The sequence below is a fragment of the Agromyces sp. Y558 genome (assembly GCF_059445415.1).
The window spans coordinates 309840-330948 of record NZ_JCAIUH010000001.1 but is presented as its reverse complement, the minus strand read 5'-3'; the positions used below and the strand labels follow the sequence as shown (position 1 = coordinate 330948).

The 21109-nt window shown below is 65.1% G+C and carries 16 protein-coding genes and 3 pseudogenes; 8 read left to right on the top strand and 11 right to left on the bottom strand.

Annotated features, from left to right (window positions below; translation table 11 throughout):
- The first annotated feature begins 485 nt into the window (after nt 1–485).
- The 3 genes and pseudogenes from AC1C2T_RS01450 to AC1C2T_RS01440 all read left to right on the top strand — a co-directional run.
- The gene (locus AC1C2T_RS01450; protein WP_495385379.1) at nt 486–875 is read left to right on the top strand and encodes a transposase; all 390 of its coding nucleotides are present in this window, start codon (nt 486–488) and stop codon (nt 873–875) included.
- A pseudogene (locus AC1C2T_RS01445) lies at nt 826–1125 on the top strand (transposase); the annotation flags it as partial. The gene AC1C2T_RS01450 and the pseudogene AC1C2T_RS01445, both read left to right, overlap by 50 nt.
- 134 nt (nt 1126–1259) lie before the next feature.
- Nucleotides 1260–1459: pseudogene (locus AC1C2T_RS01440) on the top strand (transposase); the annotation flags it as partial.
- A 151-nt stretch (nt 1460–1610) separates the two neighbouring features.
- On the opposite strand, the gene AC1C2T_RS01435 reads toward AC1C2T_RS01440, so the two are convergent.
- The 3 genes from AC1C2T_RS01435 to AC1C2T_RS01425 all read right to left on the bottom strand — a co-directional run bounded on the left by AC1C2T_RS01435 (nt 1611) and on the right by AC1C2T_RS01425 (nt 3397).
- Nucleotides 1611–2165 (bottom strand): hypothetical protein, encoded by a 555-nt coding sequence (locus AC1C2T_RS01435; RefSeq protein WP_495383979.1) that lies wholly within the window; start codon nt 2163–2165, stop codon nt 1611–1613.
- Nucleotides 2166–2377: 212 nt separating this feature from the next.
- Nucleotides 2378–2764, bottom strand: a complete 387-nt coding sequence (locus AC1C2T_RS01430) for a hypothetical protein (RefSeq protein ID WP_495383978.1) — start codon at nt 2762–2764, stop codon at nt 2378–2380.
- A 54-nt stretch (nt 2765–2818) separates the two neighbouring features.
- Nucleotides 2819–3397: a hypothetical protein gene (locus AC1C2T_RS01425; RefSeq protein ID WP_495383977.1), complete on the bottom strand. Its 579-nt coding sequence runs from the start codon at nt 3395–3397 to the stop codon at nt 2819–2821.
- 415 nt (nt 3398–3812) lie between these two features.
- Here AC1C2T_RS01425 and AC1C2T_RS01420 point away from each other — a divergent pair.
- Nucleotides 3813–4511, top strand: a pseudogene (locus tag AC1C2T_RS01420) (AfsA-related hotdog domain-containing protein); the annotation flags it as partial.
- 160 nt (nt 4512–4671) lie between these two features.
- On the opposite strand, the gene AC1C2T_RS01415 reads toward AC1C2T_RS01420, so the two are convergent.
- On the bottom strand, nt 4672–5328 hold the full coding sequence (locus tag AC1C2T_RS01415) for a ScbR family autoregulator-binding transcription factor (protein WP_495383976.1): 657 nt from the start codon (nt 5326–5328) through the stop codon (nt 4672–4674).
- Nucleotides 5329–5387: 59 nt separating this feature from the next.
- Between AC1C2T_RS01415 and AC1C2T_RS01410 the strand changes: the two genes are divergently transcribed.
- Complete coding sequence (locus AC1C2T_RS01410) at nt 5388–6314, top strand: NAD-dependent epimerase/dehydratase family protein (RefSeq protein WP_495383975.1); 927 nt, start codon at nt 5388–5390, stop codon at nt 6312–6314.
- Nucleotides 6315–6920: 606 nt separating this feature from the next.
- Here the strand turns inward: AC1C2T_RS01410 and AC1C2T_RS01405 are convergent.
- From AC1C2T_RS01405 to AC1C2T_RS01385, 5 genes are all read right to left on the bottom strand, one after another.
- Nucleotides 6921–7265, bottom strand: coding sequence for a hypothetical protein (locus AC1C2T_RS01405; protein WP_495383974.1), 345 nt, complete (start codon nt 7263–7265; stop codon nt 6921–6923).
- A 37-nt stretch (nt 7266–7302) separates the two neighbouring features.
- On the bottom strand, nt 7303–11259 hold the full coding sequence (locus tag AC1C2T_RS01400) for a GDSL-type esterase/lipase family protein (protein ID WP_495383973.1): 3957 nt from the start codon (nt 11257–11259) through the stop codon (nt 7303–7305).
- Nucleotides 11260–12138: 879 nt separating this feature from the next.
- Nucleotides 12139–12810 (bottom strand): response regulator, encoded by a 672-nt coding sequence (locus AC1C2T_RS01395; RefSeq protein ID WP_495363139.1) that lies wholly within the window; start codon nt 12808–12810, stop codon nt 12139–12141.
- A complete protein-coding gene (locus AC1C2T_RS01390) occupies nt 12807–14060 on the bottom strand; it encodes a sensor histidine kinase (RefSeq protein ID WP_495363140.1) in 1254 nt (417 codons plus the stop codon). The genes AC1C2T_RS01395 and AC1C2T_RS01390 overlap by 4 nt, the downstream gene beginning before the upstream one ends.
- 89 nt (nt 14061–14149) lie before the next feature.
- On the bottom strand, nt 14150–15226 hold the full coding sequence (locus AC1C2T_RS01385) for a YihY/virulence factor BrkB family protein (protein ID WP_495363141.1): 1077 nt from the start codon (nt 15224–15226) through the stop codon (nt 14150–14152).
- A 170-nt stretch (nt 15227–15396) separates the two neighbouring features.
- Between AC1C2T_RS01385 and AC1C2T_RS01380 the strand changes: the two genes are divergently transcribed.
- Complete coding sequence (locus AC1C2T_RS01380) at nt 15397–16347, top strand: DUF2510 domain-containing protein (RefSeq protein WP_495383972.1); 951 nt, start codon at nt 15397–15399, stop codon at nt 16345–16347.
- Nucleotides 16348–16364: 17 nt separating this feature from the next.
- On the opposite strand, the gene AC1C2T_RS01375 is transcribed toward AC1C2T_RS01380, so the two are convergent.
- Nucleotides 16365–17426, bottom strand: coding sequence for an alpha/beta hydrolase (locus AC1C2T_RS01375; RefSeq protein WP_495383971.1), 1062 nt, complete (start codon nt 17424–17426; stop codon nt 16365–16367).
- 86 nt (nt 17427–17512) lie between these two features.
- On the bottom strand, nt 17513–18013 hold the full coding sequence (locus AC1C2T_RS01370; protein ID WP_495383970.1) for a GNAT family N-acetyltransferase: 501 nt from the start codon (nt 18011–18013) through the stop codon (nt 17513–17515).
- Between the two features lie 149 nt (nt 18014–18162).
- Here AC1C2T_RS01370 and AC1C2T_RS01365 point away from each other — a divergent pair, with 149 nt between their 5' ends.
- Nucleotides 18163–18399, top strand: a complete 237-nt coding sequence (locus AC1C2T_RS01365) for a hypothetical protein (RefSeq protein ID WP_495383969.1) — start codon at nt 18163–18165, stop codon at nt 18397–18399.
- Between the two features lie 117 nt (nt 18400–18516).
- Nucleotides 18517–20997: a DEAD/DEAH box helicase gene (locus AC1C2T_RS01360; protein WP_495383968.1), complete on the top strand. Its 2481-nt coding sequence runs from the start codon at nt 18517–18519 to the stop codon at nt 20995–20997.
- Nucleotides 20998–21109: the final 112 nt, after the last annotated feature.

Genomic DNA, 21109 nt, shown 5'->3' with positions numbered 1-21109 from the left:
ATCAGTAGGTCTGCCTCCGCGCCCGCAAGCGCGGATGCGGCTTGCCAGACGTTTCGCGCGGTGGCGGCGACGAGTGCGTTATCGCAACTCTGGACTGCCTGCACAACACCAGTGATGAGGAGCGGACGCGGAGACGCGACCACCACTCGATGTGGGCAGCAAGCTTGCTTAATCACCGGCACCGTCCTTCGCGATCTAGCTCGACGCTTCGATGCCCAGATGATACACAAAAAACCGGTCCACAAGTATGTTTCAACCGAAAAGCGCGGGCCGATGCTGTCGGAGCCGACTATCAACTCGAGAAATCGGGCACATTTAAGACCCCTGCTCGCCGTCAACCACTCCACCCGCAGTAGTGCCCCGAAGCGTGGTGTAGCGCTCGGCGGCCGGCCTCGTCGCTTGGACGTGGACGCGGTCGTCGGTGCCGAGTGGGGCAAGCCCAGCCCTGACCGGACGGCGCAGCCCAACGGTTACGCACCCGTGAGCTGGGCACCAAGGTCGGCACGATCGACGTCGCCATCTCGAAGCTGCGGTCCGGGACATACTTCCCGGAATGGCTCCTCCAACGCCGCAAATGCGCCGAAGCCGCCCTGATCGCAATCGTGGCGGACTGCTACCTCGCCGGGGTCAGCACCCGCGGATGGACAAGCTCGTCAAGACTTTGGGCATCCACGCTGTCCAAGTCACAGGTATCCCGCATGGCGGGCGAGCCCGACAAGCACGTCAACCAGTTTCGACACCGCCCGCTGGGCGACGCGGGCCCGTTCACGTTCGTCGCGGCCGATGCGCTCACGATGAAAGTCCGCGAAGGCGGGCGGGTCATCAATGATGTCGTCCTGGCCGCCACGGGCGCCAGCGCTGAGGGGGCGCCGTGAGGTCCTCGGCCTGCGCGTGGCCACGTCGGAAACCGGGCCAGCGTGGAACTCGTTCTTCGCTGACCTCGTCGCCCGCGGCCTCACCCGAGTCCGTTTGGTGACTTCCGACGCGCACGCCGGCCTCGTCGCGGCGATCGCAGCGAACCTGCCCGGAGCCGCCTGGCAGCGCTGCCGCACCCACTACGCCGCGAACCTCATGTCCGTGACACCGAAGAGCATGTGGCCGGCCGTGAAAGCGATGCTGCACGCCGTCTACGACCAGCCCGACGCCAAGAGCGTGCGCGCCCAGTTCGACCGGCTCTTGGACTACGTCGAGGGGGAAGCTGCCCGACGCGTTCGAGCACCTCGATGCCGCCCACGCCGACATCATCGCGAGATCCGCCGCGTACAGACAGTGTCGGGATCTTCCCCAACCGCGACGCGATCACTCGGCTCGTCGGTGCCGTCCTGGCCGTGCAGACAGGTGAATGGCCGAAGGCCGCCGCTACCTCGGACTCGACACCCTCGCCAAGAGCCGCCTCACCCTCGTCGCCGACACCGGAGCCGAGGTGACCGCCGACCCAGTCCTCGCACTCAGGGCCTGACCATCAGATCGAAGCACACCGCGCTACACCACCATCAGGGACTTGACCTCACCCGCCCAACGCGTGATCGCTTCAGTGCTGTTGTGCAGGGTGGACCTACGGGCCAAACCGCAAGCCGTCGGGCCTCCAGCGAGCGCTCAGCACCGAGCTGTTACCCGCCCGTTGTGGCAAATGTGGAAATCTCCGACAGGTTGGAGGCACAGGCTGCACGAATTGGTTCGAGGACATTTCGGTACTCCGACACGGTCGGGTCGAAGCGAGCACCGTCGGCCGACGTGGGAGCTGAACCGATGTATGCCACAACCGCTTGGACGTCTTCACGGAGTCCTCGTTGCGCTTCAGGCAGGGCGAGCAGCGAGTCGAACCCGGTGGCAGAAGCCTCTATGAGCGAGATGTATTGTTCGGGGCTGATCGCGCCCCGCTCGAGGTCCGTTCGAGCATTGTCCTCGGTCGTGCCAATGAGTGAGACGGCTGCGCACGTAGCCGCGATTGATGCGTCGACAGCCGTACCAGCGGCGGCTGCCGGTGTGTCATCTGTCGGCATCGCAGAATTCGTCGCCGTCGGCGGGTCGCCTGCACCATCGGCCTCACCGGCTGCACAGCCGGTCAACAACAGCACCCCCAACACTGCTAGAACCAAGAGCGAAGGCGCCCGACCCTGCCTAGACCTCATCATTGCGTTTCCCCTGCTCGTGTCGACAGCCATGTGTTGTCTAGTGTCAAGATCCATGCGTCTCGGCATCCACCCTCGAGATCCGAGGGCGCCGGCCTGGTGTCAACCAGGGCGCGACCCCGATTGTGGTCCAAGCACCCGGCAGTTGGATCCAATTGCTCCACATGGGGCTCCAAGCGCACCCCAGTAGACCCAGGGGAGCGCTCTCGAGCTTATGCACGGGAGCGCTCCTCAGTGTTAATTGCTCATGTCCACTTGATGTTCCACTGGAAGTTCGCTGTCCAGCCGACTAGGCCACAACCGCTACCTCCGCAGGCTCCGGTCATTTCACTGTTGATGTAGAAGGTTCCGGACGGCTGGTACGGATTGCCGTTGTCGTTGTAGATAGTGGTCCAAGCACCCGCCGACTGCCCTCGGGCGAATGTTGTACCCGAAGTGTTCCTGAGAGCGAGCCAAAGAGAGCCGGCCGCGCCGTTTCCAGTCTGTTGGAACGCGACGTAACTCTGCGCAAAGGTGTTCGTCCGCGGCGTGTCCCACGCCTTGACGACGCCGACATAGCCGTCGCCACTCAATGGGATCTGATTGGCACTGGCAGGTTGAGCAATCAGAACGGTGAGCGCTAGAGCAGCCATCCCCGAGGCTGCAACGCGCCAGATCGAACGGCGAGTAGATGTTCTTCGCATCGGCTACTTCCCCTCTTCCTGAGCGCTGTAGACACCGCACTCGATCTCGTATTCAGCCACCAGCGCTCGCTGTCCACGCGACGACGCGAGCTCAGCAAGGCCGGTTTCGTACTCCTTCACGTTGACCTTCTTTTTGACGCCCGGCAGCTCTTGATACTTTCGAAGTTGCCCCTGCGCCGCTGCCTTTGTCGCCTGAGCACTTGCGGAGGAAGCTGCGATCTCCTCGTCGATCCAGGCGCACCGCCAGTAGCGTGCAGCGATGAGGTTCGGCAGCTCTTCCTGGAAGAGGTACTCCTTGCCATCAGTCGGATGGAAGAACGCCGGAGCTTTTGTTGGAAACTCCACCTGGTCAGGAAGTGGTTCTGGCCACGCAGCCGTCACCGAGGCCCAGACCTGATCTATCTGGTCCTCGGAATAGAAGGAGCCCGTCGCATCTGTCACCGCAGGCGAAAGGTCATCGGCCGCCACCGCGGTCAGCGCTCCACCGACGACCGTTACGCCGACAGCAACCGAGGCCACACCGATTGCGGCAATCGTCTGCCAGGCCCGCTTGGGAGTTGACCGAAAGATGTTTGATCTCATTCACGCTCCTAACCCATTGCCGCTCGATGTGGGCGGCTCTTTCGCAAGGCTATGGTGGCAACGTCCGACGACGAATGTGTCGGAAGACACAACATTTGTCTCCGCCGAAGACGTGAATTGGTCTCGCCGCCGACGTAAAGTTGCCGCGCTTTGAGCCCCGATCAGAGGACGGCTTGACCCATGTCCAAAACGCTTCCCGCCGCGTCCAGCCGGCTCGGCCAGCTGGACGCGGCGGGAAGCAACGCACGGAACCCTAGATCGATGGGATTTCGAGCCACACAGGAATGATCTCTGTGGCCCCGAATGCGGGCTTGCCCATGCATTTCGAGCGGCGTACAAAACCGGTCGAACGGCATGCTATTCTTCGCGGGAGGCGAGGGGGTTTCGCTCCTGATCCGTTTGAAGGGCGGCCCAGATGCAGCGTCCCCGACTGAGTTTCGACCAACCCGTTCCTCGCGCCGAGGTGCACCGATGGTCGACCTCGGAGGTACTGCCCACCGATTTTCGCTCCGCTGAAGACGGGATCTTTTGGGCCGGTCTTCAATGGCCTCGCTCCCACTCGTTTTACACGGCTCGGCACGTGGATTCTGTGCTGGTGGCGGAAACGATTCGGCAGCTGACGATACTCACTTGCCATCGGGCATTCCAGGTCGAGTTCGGGACCCGCTTTCTCATGACGGGACTGGCGTTCGAACTCGAGACGGGTTTGCTCCCGGCCGAGGCTGAGGCCGAATCTTTGGAGCTGGTCGCTCGCATTGAGTGCCAGTCGATCCACCGAACCGGCCGCGGTGGTCTGCGGAGTCTCGAAGCGCATGTTGAGCTCAGCTGCAATGACGTCCTCATCGCAAGGGGTCGTGGCGATGCAATCCTTGCGTCGGAGAGCGCCTACGCGAGAATGAGGGCCGGGCGCGAGCGCCGCCTTGAACCCCGCACGATGGAGGACCTCGTTGAACCCCGACGGGTAGGCGAGATCGACCTGCTGCATGTGCTTCTATCGGAGATCGGCGAGGATGCTTGGTCCGTCAGCACAGATGCTCGCGACGCGGTGCTCTTCGACCATCCGCTCGATCATTTCCCGGGCATCGGTGTCGTGATCGCCGCGCGCCAGATGGTCCGGCTTCGGGCCTCCGATGCGACTGCCGAGCTAGCACGATTCGAAGGTTCGTTCACCTCCGTAATCGAGCATCAGCCCTGTGCGACACTCGAGGCCAAGGGCCCGGACACCCTGACCTTGTCACAGGCCGGCCGAGTGGCCGTCACCGCACATTATGAGATCAAGCGGGCACCGACTTTGGGTCGGCTCCAAAAACATCGTCAACCGTCGATAGGGCGGCGGGCCGCTGCTCGACAGCCACAATTGCGTGCACGAGGATCGTCCACATCCGATTCAACCGAAGATTCAAGTCATGGCGTTCGTTAAACGCATCCGAGACAAGCTGAACACCAGTGAAGGCCGGAATGATGAACTCCCCCAGCACGGTGGGCGAGATCTCCTCCGTGATGTCACCTGCCCGACGTGCCAGCTCGGCGAGCTCCGAGAACGTCTCGATCCAGTCGAGATACGGATCCCTCAGTGGGTGCTCGAACGTCGACGCATCAGTCGTCAGCCGGATACCAGCCCGAACGACTACATCGTCAATCAGACGCTCCGCAAGGTCTGCGCAAAGACGCATCATCTGCTCGAGCGGGGTTGCTGGTGCCTGCAAGATCTCCGCAGCCGCCTCACGCGTGATCCGGTGTTGCTCCTCGACAATCGCTCGGGCGACATCCTCCTTGGATTGGAAATGGAAGTACAGCGCTCCCTTCGTCACACCCGAAGCGACGGTGATCTCACCGAGCGTCGCGCTCGCATAGCCGATCTGGTAGATCACCTCCGCCGCACCGAGAATGATGCGTGCTCTCGTCGCTTTACCCCGTTCTTGTCGCGTCATGACCCTCCCGTGGCGCACATCCAGCGAATGCCGGCTCCCGCAATCGTAGTGAGGAGACCATGAAGGAAGCGCAGAAACTCACGCGCAGCCGCATCGTTCTACTCGGGGCGACGGGGTTCATCGGCACAGCAATTTACCGTCGATTGCTGCAGGACCCGGAAATCGCTGTTGCTGCAGCGTCCCGGCAAGGATCAGAGGCTGGGGTCAGCTGCGTTGATGTACGGAATCTCTCCGAAGTTTGGCGTGTCACCGAGGGTGCCGATGTCGTAATCAACGCGACGTCGTACGTGGGATCAGATGCCGGCCTCAGCGACCAGGTGAACCGGATCGGTAGCGAGAACATTGCAAAGGCCGTCGCGCATCACCGTGTCCCTCGATTGATCTATTTGAGCACTGCGGCAGTGTACGGTCCTGGGCCTCACGGCAGATCAGATGGAAAGCTCCCAACAATCAACCCGCGGTCAGCTCGAAGCACGGCTCGGGCTGCGGCCGAACGCTCGACGGTCGAGGCCGGCGGGCATGTCCTCCGACCTCACCTGGTAGTCGGCGTCGGCGACCGGTGGGTCGGACCGGGCGTCTGGGCGTTTCAGGAGGCGCTCGGCGGCGTCGTCGACGACGGGGCAGCACGGCATTCGGTCATCGATGTTGAGTCTCTCGCCGGAATCGTCGAGACGATGGCCCGTATACCCGAGCTTCGACGCCCCCACTACGACGCCGTGGCCTCGGAGCCAATCACCGTGAGAGAACTGGTGAACTGGTTGGCTTCTCGCCTTCAACGGTCTCCCGGAGATCGATCATTCAGTCGAAAAGAAGCGTTGCTTGCGTTGCATGGTGTTCCCTCTCTCGTGCATGCCGCCGAGCTCCTAATGGAGGACCATGTCTTTGATGGCAAAGAGATTCAATCGGAGCTTGGCATCAAACTTTCCGTGCGCCTCCCGCATTCGTGCGCGATATCTGCCTGGTACCGGAAGGCCATCGCTTCGTAGCGCGTGCAGCTTCCCGTCTGAGTATTGCTCACGATGTGCCGGGACTGGGTGCGGCCGTCGACAGCGCACTTCTCCGCAACTCATGTAAACGATCCGACCGTCACTATGGCGGTGAGCGGGCATGCGCGACCAGGCGTCGTCGCGTTGCAGCTCGGAGTTTCCCGGGCAGTGGCCATCCCGACTGGCTGGGAAGTCGTCCAGGATTCAATCCGTGTATCGCGCTCGCGTAGGAGCCAGACGCCGAACCGCCAGCATCACCAATTGACGTGCAACTTTGGGGGGAAGCGCTGGACTCGGGGTTCCCTTGGGCTGTTCCGCCCTTCTTGCGGAATTCGGGCGGACCAGGGGCGCCCGACGTGGTCTCTGCGAGGCTACTTCGGGGCGGATGAGAAGGACCTAACGCAGGGACTGAAGGTACCGACCGCGGCATCGTCGTGGGCGGGTACATCCGAGTGGTGATCACGGCGAACTTCGACAGTTTGATCTAGCCTGCACCGGAGCACGACGGCGTCTCATAGTGCGATTCGTCGAGACGAATGCTTGTCGCTCGTTCCTGAGGATGAGCAACGGCAGATCCGGGCTTCACTCCCACAAAGGCCCCGTTACTCACAACTTCAACACGAACCAGTTCAGGGTCATCGGTACAACCCCAATGACCAGAATCACGGCCCCGGCCACAGGAAATCGTTTGTGGGCCATCTCGAATACCGCCATGGCCGCAAGGAGCGTCACCGCCGCCGCAAGGATGAAGGCGGTCACCCACAGGGTAAGGTCCTGCGAGGGGTCGACTGGATGGGCCGGCGCCTGCCCGAAAAAGGCACTGTTCGACAATCCAATTCCGAACAAGCGGAGGGCCGCAACGACAGTGGGCAGAAGCACACCAACAACGAACACCCCGACCATCGACCGCCAGGTGAACCTGTAGCCGCCGTCGAGCACCTCGTCAGGCATATTTTGATTCTCCGTACGGGTGATCCATCGCCTCAGATCAGTACACGCCCTGCAATGCGTTCTCAACCGCATCCGAGTAGAGCGACGTGCCGAGATCGTTCGGGTGAACTGACTGTTGTGACGCAAAGGTACCGTCCCCAATGGAGAACGGCTTATCTCCAGGTGTGAACTCGAACTCGATGCCACGAAGTCCCGACGGGCCGTAGTCGTTTGCGTTCCAGTCAGAACACAGGGTGTGGTTGGCGAATGTTGATTGAGCGTCGACAAAGACGACACGTTGTCCGGGAGAATCCGCTGCGTTCGCCGCCGCCTGCATGACCGAAGCGAGCTCGTCCGCCACCTCGTTGAGCCAAGCTTGGTTGGGTTGGTCGATGTTGATGCAGTTCGTGTCAAGATCAAACAATCGCGGGTAGCCGACGAGAGCGATGGTCGCGTTCGGTGCCCGACTCTTGATCTGGGCGAGCACCGTGGTCAAGCTATCGGGGAGTTCATTGTCGAGGCGGTTCATACTTGCGGCGTGGGCACCGACCGAGTCGCCTTCGAGGACGTTGTCGTCACACATGAGCGCTCCTGGAGGGACGCATGTCGCGATGACCGGTCCGAATCGCATGTCGTTGCCCCCGATGGAAAGGGTCACGAGTGTTGTGTTCTCATCGAGGTAGCCGGCGTCAAGCTGACTCACCATGCCCCACTGCCCCTTCCCTGTCTGGCCCTCACCATTCTCGGGAAGGTTCGATGTAAGCGTCTTGTTGGGGAGCAGGTTCTCAGTTTCCGCCCCTGAGCATGCGAGGAGGTGGAAATCGAGCAAGGCGGACGCGCTGCTCTCACGAGCACCGATAGATTGCGGTTGTCCGGGCAGCGTGGTCTTGCGAATCCATGCGTTCGCTGACTGATGACAGGCGTTCTGGATTTCCGCATCATCGCCGTCGTGATCTGACCACGCTGTGTAGGCGCCAGCGCCCTCGCCGGACGAGAACGAATCGCCTAGCGCAACCACGAAGTCGGTCGGTTTTGCAGCGAGCGGCTGGAACCCAACCGCGTCCCATGCGACATCATCGGTGTCCGTGCCGCGCCCCACGGTCACCTTGTTGGAGAGCGAGACCGCTGGAGCGCCATTCATCTCGAACACCCCGAGCGGCACCCATTCGTTTTGATAGCGCCTTTGGGGAAGATAGCGCGTCTTGGTCTGCCCGTTTCCGAGTTCGACCGTATAGGCGGCTTGGTCAGTCCAGGCAGCATGGTCAGGGAGGTGCACCCAAACGCGAGTCCATTGATTCAATGGCTGCCCAAGCGCCCATCGACCAGTGATCTTCAACCGGTCATTGATATTGTCGATGCCGTCCGGGCTCGTGCGCATGTGACTCCAATAGAAATGCGCGTTGAATCCGCCACCCTGTTGATGAAGATCGACTTTGGACGAATAGCTGCCGTTGCCAAGCGGGCTGACGAACTGCAATTGGAAGGAACCCCGGGTTGCTTGCTGTGGACAATCGGACCGAACGGGAGGATGCGTGACATCGTCCACCACGAGAACCCCCGTGGGCGGCGCCTGACAGTTGGGCGGAAAGCTCAGTTGCAAGGTGGTCGCGGGCAGATGGGATCCCATCGCGGATGCTTCCGTACTATAGGAGGAGTCGAACCGTTCCTCCCCATAACCGCAAGTGCTCGGGCAGTCCGCTTTCCAAATGGCGTCCGTATGCCACCAGCACTCTGGTTCTCCCGCGAGTGTGCACGGGTAGAACGCCGTCGTGTCGCAGTCATTGACGCTCATGTTGCAGAACGTTGCGATGGGTGGTTTGACCTGGTACCTGTTTTCCTCGGCTTCAACATCATTTGCCCCTGGCCACCACGCAGTTGTGAAAGCCGTCACATACTCGGTTGGGTAGGTCCGGGTTTCCGGGTCGGCCAGCGACGTAAGGGGGAGGTCCAATGAGTGAGCAGCGAATCCGAGTACCTTCTCGGGGTAGGGCCAGGACTGAGGTGTCGCTGCATCGGAAGGATCTCCGTCGAGGAATGGGCCACGGTTCGGCGGGTAGATGGGGTTGATCGGGTTGTTGAACCAGCCCACCCCCCATGGTTCGCCGGCCCCGGCTTGTGGGTAGAACCCGCTGTTGTACGCCCACACCGCGAAGAACCAATTCTCGACATAGGCAGGATCGCCGTTGTTGATGTCCATCCCGGCTGCTTCTACTTCGTTCCATTTCTGGGCGAGCATGCGGACGGCCATGGCTACGTTTGCGGTGTAGTCGAGTGCGATCGCGCGCTGCTGCTGGTATGGCAAGGCAACCTCACCGGGACGCTCACGACCGGCCAGCCGCATTCCGTCAGTAATCTGACCGACGCCGTAGCCGCAGTCCGCGTCCGCGAAGTCAATCTCCCAGATGGCGCTCTCCGGTTCGAGGCCTTCAGGTCGCGATCCGTAGAAGTCGCCGATGAGCGGGTTCCCAGTGCTACCCGGACTCGTGTATCGGGACGCTTGCCAAAGGTTGGACTCTTGCGCAAGTACGCCAAGCACGATTTGGGGTGGGATAGTGCCGCCGCCCGCGAGGCCGACACGGGGGATCAACCCCTGTGGCGTGTAGGCCGGCATGCCGAGGCCCCGCCAATTCGAGAGGCGCTGCTCGGTGAGTTGACCGCTCACCGCCCGATCGACCGCCCACTGTACCTGCCTGGGTTTTGGTTGATACGCCTGATTGTGTGGATCGTTCCGTGGGACAGAGCACGAGCGTTCATCCTCAACTGGGTTGGTTGGTGACCCCGTGGCGACGATCGAGAACAAGGGTCGCACATTGAGGGCTGCTGGAGCCGATGGCTGTTCCGGAGGTGCGACACGGAGCTCATCCATGGATGATGTCTCCAAGTCTGCGTCAACAGATGGGTCGACGTCGAACGTAAGGCCGCGCTTCGTGGAGGGCACCCAGGCTCTGACGTGAGCTCGGACGCTCGAATCCTCAGCGCTGTCTGGCTTCCCCATGCCTGCTGGTGAGACCGAGTTGATGACAAGCGAACCGTTTACCGAGACCTTTGCATCCACAGCCGCCTCTGCGATGTAGTCGGTTCGGGACGGCTTATCCTTCGGCGGGGCCACCTCGCCCAGGACGTAGAACGTGTCACGCGTGCGTTCGAGACCGGTAGAAGTGAGATCGCCGCGAGCTAGCACCGTCTCGCGTCCCGGTCCATTCAGTTCATGCATCCGGACGGTCGAGCTTCCCCTGTCCTCCATGGTGATGAATGCAAGGCGCTCGGAGGAATCGATTTTCAACCCGAACGGAGCACCCTTAGTGTCGAACAGTCTGGTGGCTCCGGACTCATCGAGGCGGACGATGCCAGTACCGTTGGCAGCGACCACTCCGCCCTCGCGGGTGGTCACCGGTGACGTGAACGCCCCCTCCAAGGCGAGCTTGGATTTCACGGTTCCGTCGCGCATGTCGATTGACGCGACCTGAGTGTCGCCTTCGTCGGTGTAACGAACGAACGCGGCGAATCCCCCAGCACCGCATCCAGGGTTGAAGTACGAGAGTGTATGCCCACGACCGAGATCTGTGACCTCTCCCGATTCGAGTGCCACGATTGCCCCCCAGGCGCCGCCAAGATAGTTCGATTCGGAGTTTGCGAACGAACGCGGCGCGTAGACCACCGCCATATAGTCACCACCCGGATCGAGGCAACTGTTGGCCACCCAAAGGTCGGTCCCCGACGCATGCGAGGGCAGGATTGCGAGCTTCTGCCATGCGTATCCGTCAGCCGCCCGCGCCCTAAGAATCACTACCCCGTCTGGACCTCCCAATGTGGAGTACACAACGTCATCTTGGGTTCCCACGGCCTCGCCGATCAACGCAGCTCGATCTTCAGACGAGATCCCATCTGCCGGGATCTCATCGTCGCCTGCCGCGTCCTCTGCCGCACGATCTGCGGGCTTTTCCTCGGCCGACAGCGGCACTGCCTGACGCGCCAGCGAGGCTGCGTTTGCGGCAGAGGTAGTACCAGCGAGCATGCTGGACACCACCACTAACGCCGCGAGTTGAACTAGAACTTGCGATCCTGAGCGACCCATTCGTGCCACCATTTCCCCGACGATGTTCGACTACGGCGAAAGTAGCCCTTGTCTGTGGGTCCAAGGAATGTGTCGTTCGGCACAGTGCTCAGAACGGATATGGGAGCCCGTGGCACCGGGACCTTCGTGCCCGGGACAAGCCGGCTGAACTGGCAGAGCGAAGCCCACGCACATCCGCTGCTGCGCAGCGGATGCAGTAACGGATTCAGGACGGTGCGGCGGTGTCCCACAGCGGCGCCCCGCTCTTTTGGGACTGCTGAGGGTTGAGTTGACTCGTGTCCTTATGCCGCCAGAGCGACGGCCGTTCTCACTATGGTCTCGAACTCGATCGGTGTGAGCTTGCCGAGGCGACGTTGAAGCTGCAGCAGTCCCTTTTTCACACACGTATCGCCGCGAACGGGATTTCCACAGAACTTCTGGGCGGGCGCTTGAAGCGCATAGGGCTCCGTGACCGGCCAACGATCCGGCGGAGAGAGGAGGTTATTCGGGATAGATCCCGGTCAGTGGTAAATTCCGTCAGTCTCTGGTTCTTAGCGAACCTTCCCCATTCTGCAACAGGGTGATCACGCTAACGATTCGAACCCGCCGCGTTCAGTCGACCGGATCCGCGCAACGATCTTCTTCTTCGCCCACAGCGCGACTTCAAGGACCACCTTCAGCAGGATCCCCGTCAAGAGCGCCAACAGGAATGTTTCGGAGATGAGGTCGGAAACAGCTGGATAAACACTCCCAGCACCACGAGATAGGAGCGTATCGAGACCCGGTGCGTGGTCTCGATACGCTCGCTGGCGCTCGCTACTCCACCAACAGAAAAGGTGATCAGGAACCGGGCTGCACGAGCCCCGTGTCGTATGCGAACACGACCGCGTGCACGCGATCGCGGAGCCGCAGCTTCTGCAGGATCTTGCTGACGTGGGTCTTCACCGTCTGCTCGGCGATGAAGAGGGCGGCGGCGATCTCCGAGTTCGACAGCCCGCGGCCGACGAGGGTGAGCACCTCGCGCTCGCGATCGGTGAGCTCGGCGAGACGTGTGCCCGAGGGGCGGGGCGGCGGGCCCGACCGGGCGAAGTCCTCGATGAGGCGCCGGGTCACGCTCGGCGCGAGCAGCGCATCGCCTGCGGCGACGATCCGTACGGCAGCCACGAGTTCCTCAGGCGTCGCGTCCTTCAGCAGGAACCCGCTCGCCCCGGCGCGGAGCGCCTCGTAGACGTAGTCGTCGATGTCGAACGTGGTGAGCATGAGCACGCGCGGCACGTAGTCGGTGGAGCGCGGCGGAGTCTGCAGGGCCCGGGTCGCCTCGAGGCCGTTCTGGCCAGGCATCCGCACGTCCATCACGACCACATCGGGTCGCAGTTCGTGCGCCATCGCGACGGCTTCGTCGCCGTCTGACGCCTGCCCGACGACCTCGATGCCCGGTTGCGCGCCGAGCACGGCGGCGAAGCCGGCACGCACCATCGCCTGGTCGTCAGCGATCAGCACCGAGATCGTCACACCGTTTCTCCATTCGCGCCGAGTGGCAGGGTCGTCAGAACACGGTAGCCGCCGCCGGGCAGGGCCCCGTACTCGGCGCGCCCGCCGAGCAGGGCAGCGCGCTCGCCGATGCCGATGAGGCCGTGGCCGCCGCCTTTCGCATCGGGCCCCGGGGTATCCGTCGCCGCCTCGTTCTCGATGCACACGACGAGGTCGTCGGCGAGCACCTCGACCGAGACGAAAGTCGGTGCGCCCGGCGCATGCCGCACAACGTTGCTGAGCGCCTCCTGCACGATGCGGTACACGGCCGTCGAGGCGAGCCCGGCGTCGGGCAGCGTTTCGGCGACGGTGAGCGTCACCGGCACGCCGGCGCGTTCGACGGATGCCGCGAGCTCGGGCAACTCGGCGAGCCCTGGCTGCGGCGTGGTCTCCGCCGCGGCGTCGGCACTGCGCAGCACTCCGAGCAGTTGCCGCATCTCGGTCATCGCGGTGCGGGCGGAGACCGCGATCTCGGCGAACTCGGTCTTCGCTCCCTCGCTCAGGCCCTCGACACGGTACGGCGCACTGGTCGCCTGCACGTGAATGATCGAGAGCCCGTGGGCGACGACGTCGTGCAGTTCGCGGGCGATGCGGTTGCGTTCTTCGACGAGCAGGCGCCGCTGCTGCTCAGCGGCCGAGTGCTCGCGCTCGCGGAAGAGCTCGACACCGATGAGTCGCCACTGGGCGAGGAGCACGGCAACGACGAGCGCGAGCGCCGTGACGGCGGCGCCCGTCACCATGCTTGCTGCGGCGCCCGCATCGACGAACGCGAACGGCATGGTGACGACCACTCCGGCGAACCAGGTTGCGAGCCCGACCCACCACGGTCGCATGAGGCCGAGCACGATGAGCAGGGCCCCCTGCCCGATGATCGTCGTGACCGGCCACGGCCACGGGGCGCCGTCGGAACCGGCGGAGAGCAGCGCGAAGGCGAGCAGGCCGATCGTCGCGACCCCCGCGGCCACCCATGGCAGGCGCACGGCGAGCGGGATGGAACCGGCGAGCAAGAGACTCGTCGCGAACGCGGCGAGCAAGTGCACCCCGTAGACGGTCGCCGCGAGCGGAACCGCCACCGACAGGAGCAGCACGGCGAGGAGGGAGGTCGCCACCCACATCCACGCGCGGAACTGCCGCTCATCAGGGCCGGCGACGCGCGGCGGCATCGGCGGGGCGGGCGGGCGAGGGGCCGGGGCATCCGCTGGTCGAGGGCTGGTCTGGTGGATCTGGTCCATGATGCCAGTACTCTGTCACGCACCGTTCGGGCGCCGCATCCCTCTTGGGAGCCATTCGGCGCCCCTACCGCGGTAGGGTTTCCGGCCGGTCACCCGTGCGGACGACGCCCTGCAGGAGGCGTCACACCGTCTGTCACGACGTCGGGCCGCATGCCGGCGGAGGCGCGCACATCGCGTTGCCGTTGCTCGCGGTTCTTCGCGATGAGCCGGTCGTCGCGGAGCGGCAGGTGCACGTGCTCCTCTGCTGCGACGCCCGCCCGCAGCTGGCGAGCCCGCTCGACCTCGGTGTCGAGCACGGCGCCGAAGAGCATCGCGAGATTCGAGAGCCAGATCCACAGGAGGAAGACGATGACCCCACCGAGCACGCCGTAGACGCGCTGGTACGTGCCGAATCCGAGCACATACAGTGCGAAGAGGCCGGTCGTGATCACCCAGGCGAGCAGCGCGCCGACGGCGCCGACGCTCAGCCAGCGGAAGTTGCGGCGCTTCACGTTCGGCGCGGCCGAATACAGCAACGCCAACACGAGGATGCCGATCGCGGCGAGCACGGGAAGCTTGCCGAGGTCCCACCAGAACGCAGCACCCTCGTCGAGGCCGAGCACTCCCACGGCCACCTCGGCGACCGGCCCGGTCAGCGCGAGGGCGACGGCTGCGACGGCAGCGAGCACCACCAGGACCGCCGAGATAGCGAGTGTCATGGGCCGCATCGCCCAGAACGGCCGGCCCTCCTCGACCTCGTAGATGCGGTTCATGCCGCGGCCGAACGCGCTGACGAAGCCCGACGTCGCCCACAATGTGCCGAGCAGTCCGGTGGCGAAGGCGAGGCCGGCATGCGACGCGTTCAGCAACTGGTCGATGGGTTCGTCGAGTGCATCGACGACGGATGCCCCGCCGAGCTCCCGCACGACCTCGAGCACGTCGGCCACCACAGCCTCGGCGCTGCCGAAGATGCCGAGCAGCGCGAGCGTCGCGAGCAACGCGGGGAACACCGCGAGCAGCGTATAGAAGGTGAGCGCGGCGGCGATGTCCTGCACCTGGTTGATGCGGTACTCGTGAACCGTGCGCGTGAAGATGAGGCGCCAGTCGCTCCGCGAGAGCTGCGCGGGCGAATCGTCGGCGCCGTCGTGCTCGGGTGCGTCGTGCTCGGGTGAATCGTGCGCGGACATGTCATCTCCGATCGGAACGCTCCGAGCCTACGGTGGTGGCGGCGGCCGTCGGCGCAGGGGCTTGCCCAGCAATGTGCTCAGGGGTAGGCGCCGGTCGACCTCCGCCGCCTTCAACCGACAGGAGGCGCGCGGCCCCACAGGGGTCGGCCGGCTCTGACAGGATCATGGTCATGACTGACGCGAACGCCCCAGCTGGCTGGTACGACGACGGATCCGGCCGCCTGCGCTACTGGGATGGCGCAGCATGGACGGTGCACTTCGCGCCGGCCGTGGCGGCACCGGCTCCGGCACAGGCACCGGCACAGCCCGTGGCATTCGTCGAACCGGCGACCGCTGCCGTACCGCCCGCCGTCGCCGTCGCCGCGGTCCCAGCCGTTGGCTCGCCCGGTGCCACGCACGTCGGCTCGACGCTCAACGTGCTCGGCCTCATCGCGCTCGGTGCCGCCGTGCTCGGGTTCGTGGTCGCGTGCATTCCGGTCGTTCGGTTCGTGGGATGGTTCCTCCTGCTGGCCGCCGTCGCGTTGGCGATCGTCGCCCTCTTCCAGAAGGGCGCGAAGTGGCCCGCCTTGACTGCGCTCGGCGTCGCAGTGGTGGGCGGCGTCGTGAGTCTCGTCGTGTTCGTCGTGAGTGTGGCGATGGCCACCGGCGCGTTCTTCGGTGCTGTCGCCTCTTCCGCTCCCGAGACGACGCCGCCCGCGGCGACCTGGCCCTCGCCCGCGGTCCCGTCGGGTGAGACCACGGTCGCGTTCGGCGGGACCTTGGTCTGGGAGGACGGTGTCGAGTTGTCCGTGTCACCGGCCGAGCCGTACACGACGAGCGAATACGCGATAGATCTGCCGTACGCCGACAACGTCTACTTCACCGTGATCGTCGAGAACAACTCAGACGAGATCATCGAATTGTCGTACATGACCCTCTCCCTCTACTCCGCGGAGAAGGGGGCGGGCGAGATCTTCGACTTCGGTGGTGTTCCCGACGACGTCGCCACGGAGCCGACCGAGGTGCTCCCGGGGGAATCAGTGACGTGGAACTCGGCATGGTCGGTCGCCGATCCCGATTCCCTGACGCTCGCGATCTCCCGCGACTTCAACAGCGAGGAGGTCTTCTTCACCAACGAGTAGGTGCGCCAGCGCCAGCGCTACCCGAGGTGAGCGTGCAGGAACGCCGCGACCCGTGCGCGCAGAGCCTCGTCGAGGATCCCGATCGAGTGCTCGGCGCCGGCCACCACCGCGAGTTCGACGGGCACGCCCGCTGCCTCCAACGTCGAGGCGAACCGCCGCGACTGCCCGAGGGGCACGATCTCGCCCTCGGCATGGGCGATGAAGAACGGCGGATCGCTCGGGTCGGCGTGGGGGCCCGCCGAGGCATCCGTCGCCTGACTGCACTGCTCATCGCTCGCGCCGGGTTCGCAATCGAGGTATTCGCCGATGATGCGGCGAAGCCAGTCGGATGCCCCGTCGGCCTCGAGCTCGGACGCGCCGAGTCCCACCGGCCCCGAGAGCTCGGCGACCGCCGCGACCCGCGAGCCCTCGTCGAGCGGGCCGTCGCCGGTGGTGCCGAGCAGGGCGGCGAGGTTGCCGCCGGCCGAGCCGCCGAACGCGCCGAGGCGGGCGGGGTCGATGCCGAACCGTTCGGCCTGCTCGGGCGCGCGCAGCCACTCCACGGCGAGCGCGACGTCGTCGATCGCGGCTGGGAACCGGGCGTCGGGCACGAGTCGATAGTTGACGGATGCCGCGACGAAGCCCTCGCTCGCGAGCCACAGGCAGACGTTGCGCCAGTCGCTGTTGGCCTTGTCGCCCCGGGCCCAACTGCCGCCGTGGATCGCGACGACCGCCGGCAGGAGCTCGGCAGCGGGGCCGGTGCCCGTGACTTCGGTGCCCGTGACTCCGGTGTCTGCGAGGCCGGTGTCTGCGGGCACGCAGACGTCGAGCGTCAGCAGCGTGCCGTCTTCTCGGGTGCCGTATTCGAGATCGGCGTCGACCGTGATGCCCTCGGGCGCCGTGAACGTGCGGATGCCGATGATCTCGGTGCTCGTGAGCTCGCTCGCGGCATCCGATCCTTTCGGGTCGATCTCGCGCAGCTGCACGTGGAAGCCCGAGAGCGCGCTGACGCTCGCGATGGCGGCTGCAGCTGCTGTGACGGCCCACACGACCCGCCGGGCGCGGGTGCCTGAACCGCCTGTGCGTCGGGTCGAGTTCACACCGGGCTCCGGGTTCAGGGGTGCAGTGATGTTAGCTCACTTCTCCTGCGGTTGGAAACGCTTCCGGTCGCCCGATGTGCGGCCGGTCAGGCGAGCGGCTTCGCGAAGCAGACCGAGTGCGGTTCGCCGACGTACTGGCCGAACTGCGGGATCTTGCGGTAGCCGTGGCGTGTGTAGAGCGTCTGGGCGGCGTCATGCAGGTCGCCGGTCTCGAGCACGATCTCACGGATGCCGAGCGCGGACGCGTCGGCCTCGATTCGGGTCAGTAGCGCGCCCGCGACCCCGCGGCCCCGCGCCGACGGGTCGACGAACATGCGCTTGAGTTCGCCGTGCGTGGGCTCAGAGGCATCCGTCGCCGTTGCCGTGGTGTCGATGACGAGGGCGGCGATTCCGACGGCGCGTTCGCCGTCGCGCGCGACGTAGAAGGTCACCCCCGGCTGTTCGAGCGTGGCGATGTCGAGCAGGAAGTTGCTCTCGGGCGGATACAGGCTCTGCGCGTAGGCGGAGCTGCCATCGAGCAGCCGCTCGACCTCGGGCTGCCGCGGTGGCTCGACGGCGACGGTCACGGGAGGGAGTTGGTGGTCCACCCGGGGAGCGTACGTCGGCGATGTTTCGTCACGGTTTCGGCGTGTCGTGCCCCAAACGGTCGTGAATGCTCCGCGCCGGCTCAGGACGATGAGCGCGACGCAGCCCGTACAGCCGGTGGCGAACCGGAGCGCGTTACCTGGGGGTATCCATGAGCGACGACACGAATCCGCCGAGCACGACTCCAGCCGAAGCCGCCGCCACCGTTCCGCCACCGGGAGCCAGTCGCGCGATGCTGATCTGGGTGGGCGTCGCGGTCCGGATGCCGCGCAAGGCGCTTTCTCAGCCGATTTCCGGTATCGTAGCCGAGTCGGTTCTGGACACTGCGCTGTGCGCGGATGGGTTTGTGAGTCCAAAGGGCCGGTTTCGGGGCAAGGGCCTCGGATAGTCACCGTATGTGAACGGCCCCGGTCGACGATGCTCCGGGTTCTCAGACCTGCTGTGCGCCAACGCGCGCCCGGCAGGCCTGCCATGTACTTCAAGTACAACCCAGGAAGACATCAGCATGCCCAAGAACAAGAAGCCCCAAGGCGGCAGGCCCGCCAAGAACTTCGATCCCTCGTACGCGAAGGGCGGCTCGAAGGGCGGCCCGGCGCGCGCCGGATCGTCCAAGCCCGGCTCACGCAGCGAAGGCCACCGCGGCTACCGCGCCGAGCCGACCGAGGCTCCGAAGAAGGAACGCTGGTCGCGTGACGAGCGCGTCTCCACCGGCCGTGCTCCGCACCGTTCGGAGCGCGACAGCCGCGACGAGCGCCCGGCCCGTTCGTCCGACCGCAACGATCGCTCGGCTCGACCCGCGTACCGCGAGGACCGCCCCACGCGCTCGTACGATCGTGACGATCGTGCGCCCCGCTCGGGTGACCGCAATGATCGCGCCCCTCGTTCCTTCGATCGCAACGATCGCCCTGCGCGCTCGTTCGACCGTGATGACCGCGCGCCCCGTACCTCTTCCGATCGCAACGATCGCCCTGCGCGTTCGTTCGATCGCAACGATCGTGCACCTCGCTCGTACGACCGCGATGACCGTGCGCCCCGCTCGGGTGACCGCAACGATCGCGCCCCTCGTTCCTTCGATCGCAACGATCGCCCTGCGCGCTCGTACGACCGTGATGACCGCGCGCCCCGTACCTCTTCCGACCGCAGCGAGCGCCCTGCGCGTTCGTACGACCGTGATGACCGCGCGCCCCGTACCTCTTCCGACCGCAACGATCGCCCTGCGCGCTCGTTCGATCGCAACGATCGTGCACCTCGTTCGTACGACCGCAACGACCGCCCTGAGCGCCCCGCGCGTTCGTACGATCGTGACGATCGTGCGCCGCGCTCCAACGACCGCAGCGACCGCCCGGCTCGCCCTGCGTACCGCGAGGACCGCCCCGCGCGTTCGTTCGATCGCGACGATCGTGCACCCCGCAACGACCGCAACGATCGCCCCGCGCGTTCGTTCGACCGCAACGACCGCCCGGCCCGCTCGTACGACCGTGACGATGCTTCGACAGGCTCAGCACAGCGCCGGGCTCCCCACCGCGATGTCGATCGCCCCGGCTTCAAGGACTCGGGTCGACGCGAGTCGAGCTTCTACCCGGCGAAGGAGAAGGGCCACGGCTTCTCGACGAACGACGACGTCGTGCTCGAGCGCCTCGAGGCCGAGGCCATCCAGGCCACCGACACCGACGGTGTGAGCTTCGCCGACCTCGGCCTCGGCGGCAACGTCGTGCGCGCACTCAAGGAGCTCGGCGCGGACGCGCCGTTCCCGATCCAGGCCGCGACCATCCCGGTCGTGCTCGAAGGTCGCGACGTGCTCGGCCGTGGCAAGACCGGCTCGGGCAAGACCATCGCCTTCGGCGCACCCACCGTCGAGCGCCTCATGGCCATGTGGGCCGAGTCCGGCAAGTCCGGCGGCAAGCGTCAGATGGGCCGCAAGCCCCGCGCGCTCATCCTCGCGCCGACCCGTGAGCTCGCCCTGCAGATCGACCGCACGGTGCAGCCCATCGCGCAGAGCGTCGGTCTCTTCACCACGCAGATCTACGGCGGCGTGCCCCAGCAGCGTCAGGTCGGTGCGCTGCAGCGCGGCGTCGACATCGTGATCGGCACCCCCGGCCGCATCGAAGACCTCATCGAGCAGCGTCGACTCGACCTCTCCGAGGTCGTCATCACCGTCATCGACGAAGCCGACCACATGTGCGACCTCGGCTTCCTCGAGCCGGTGCAGCGGATCCTCCGCCACACCGCCGCCGGCGGCCAGAAGTTGCTCTTCTCGGCGACCCTCGACAAGGGCGTCGCCACGCTCGTCGACGAGTTCCTCGTCGAGCCGGCCGTGCACGAGGTCGCCGGTGAAGACCAGGCCTCGTCGACGATCGAGCACCGCGTGTTCGTCATCGGCAACCACGAGAAGCGCGACATCGTCGCCGAGCTCGCGAACCGCGAGGGCAAGACGCTCGTCTTCAGCCGCACCCGCGCATTCGCCGAAGACCTTGCCGGGCACCTCGAGGACTACGGCATCCGCGCCGTCGCCCTGCACGGTGACCTCAACCAGTCGCGTCGCACGCGCAACCTGCAGCAGCTGACCTCGGGCCGTGTCAATGTGCTGGTGGCAACGGATGTCGCAGCACGCGGCATCCACGTCGATGACATCGACCTCGTGATCCAGGCCGACGCGCCCGACGAGTACAAGACGTACCTGCACCGCTCGGGCCGCACCGGACGTGCGGGCAAGACCGGCCAGGTCGTCACGCTCATCCCGCGCAACCGCCAGCGTCGCATGGTCGAGCTGCTCGACCGAGCCGAGATCGATGTCGACTTCGTCGACATGCGTCTCGGCGACGACTTCGCCGGCGAGCTCGAGCGCGGCACGGCCGCTGCAGAGGCCGTCGAGTCGCTCGACGCGGCCACTGAGGCCGCCGAGGTCATCGACGCCGTCGAGACCGTCGAGACCCTCGAGACCGTCGAGACCGAGTCGGCTGCCGCCGATGAGGAACTCGCCGGCTGAAGCATCCGCCCGTGGAAAATCGGGGGCCCGCGTCCAGACGGATGCGGGCCCCTCGTGCGTTCACGCGGTCCCGATCGGGTTGCCATCGGCCACCATCGACCCGCTCCAGCGG

Excerpts from the sequence above, each read along its gene's own strand:
- AC1C2T_RS01400 (WP_495383973.1), bottom strand. The coding sequence starts at position 11,259 with ATGCTCGCTGGTACTACCTCTGCCGCAAACGCAGCCTCGCTGGCGCGT.
- AC1C2T_RS01365 (WP_495383969.1), top strand. The coding sequence starts at position 18,163 with ATGAGCGACGACACGAATCCGCCGAGCACGACTCCAGCCGAAGCCGCC.
- AC1C2T_RS01360 (WP_495383968.1), top strand. The coding sequence starts at position 18,517 with ATGCCCAAGAACAAGAAGCCCCAAGGCGGCAGGCCCGCCAAGAACTTC.
- AC1C2T_RS01425 (WP_495383977.1), bottom strand. The coding sequence starts at position 3,397 with ATGAGATCAAACATCTTTCGGTCAACTCCCAAGCGGGCCTGGCAGACG.
- AC1C2T_RS01430 (WP_495383978.1), bottom strand. The coding sequence starts at position 2,764 with ATGGCTGCTCTAGCGCTCACCGTTCTGATTGCTCAACCTGCCAGTGCC.
- AC1C2T_RS01405 (WP_495383974.1), bottom strand. The coding sequence starts at position 7,265 with ATGCCTGACGAGGTGCTCGACGGCGGCTACAGGTTCACCTGGCGGTCG.
- AC1C2T_RS01410 (WP_495383975.1), top strand. The coding sequence starts at position 5,388 with ATGAAGGAAGCGCAGAAACTCACGCGCAGCCGCATCGTTCTACTCGGG.
- AC1C2T_RS01385 (WP_495363141.1), bottom strand. The coding sequence starts at position 15,226 with ATGTCCGCGCACGATTCACCCGAGCACGACGCACCCGAGCACGACGGC.
- AC1C2T_RS01390 (WP_495363140.1), bottom strand. The coding sequence starts at position 14,060 with ATGGACCAGATCCACCAGACCAGCCCTCGACCAGCGGATGCCCCGGCC.
- AC1C2T_RS01435 (WP_495383979.1), bottom strand. The coding sequence starts at position 2,165 with ATGGCTGTCGACACGAGCAGGGGAAACGCAATGATGAGGTCTAGGCAG.
- AC1C2T_RS01380 (WP_495383972.1), top strand. The coding sequence starts at position 15,397 with ATGACTGACGCGAACGCCCCAGCTGGCTGGTACGACGACGGATCCGGC.
- AC1C2T_RS01415 (WP_495383976.1), bottom strand. The coding sequence starts at position 5,328 with ATGACGCGACAAGAACGGGGTAAAGCGACGAGAGCACGCATCATTCTC.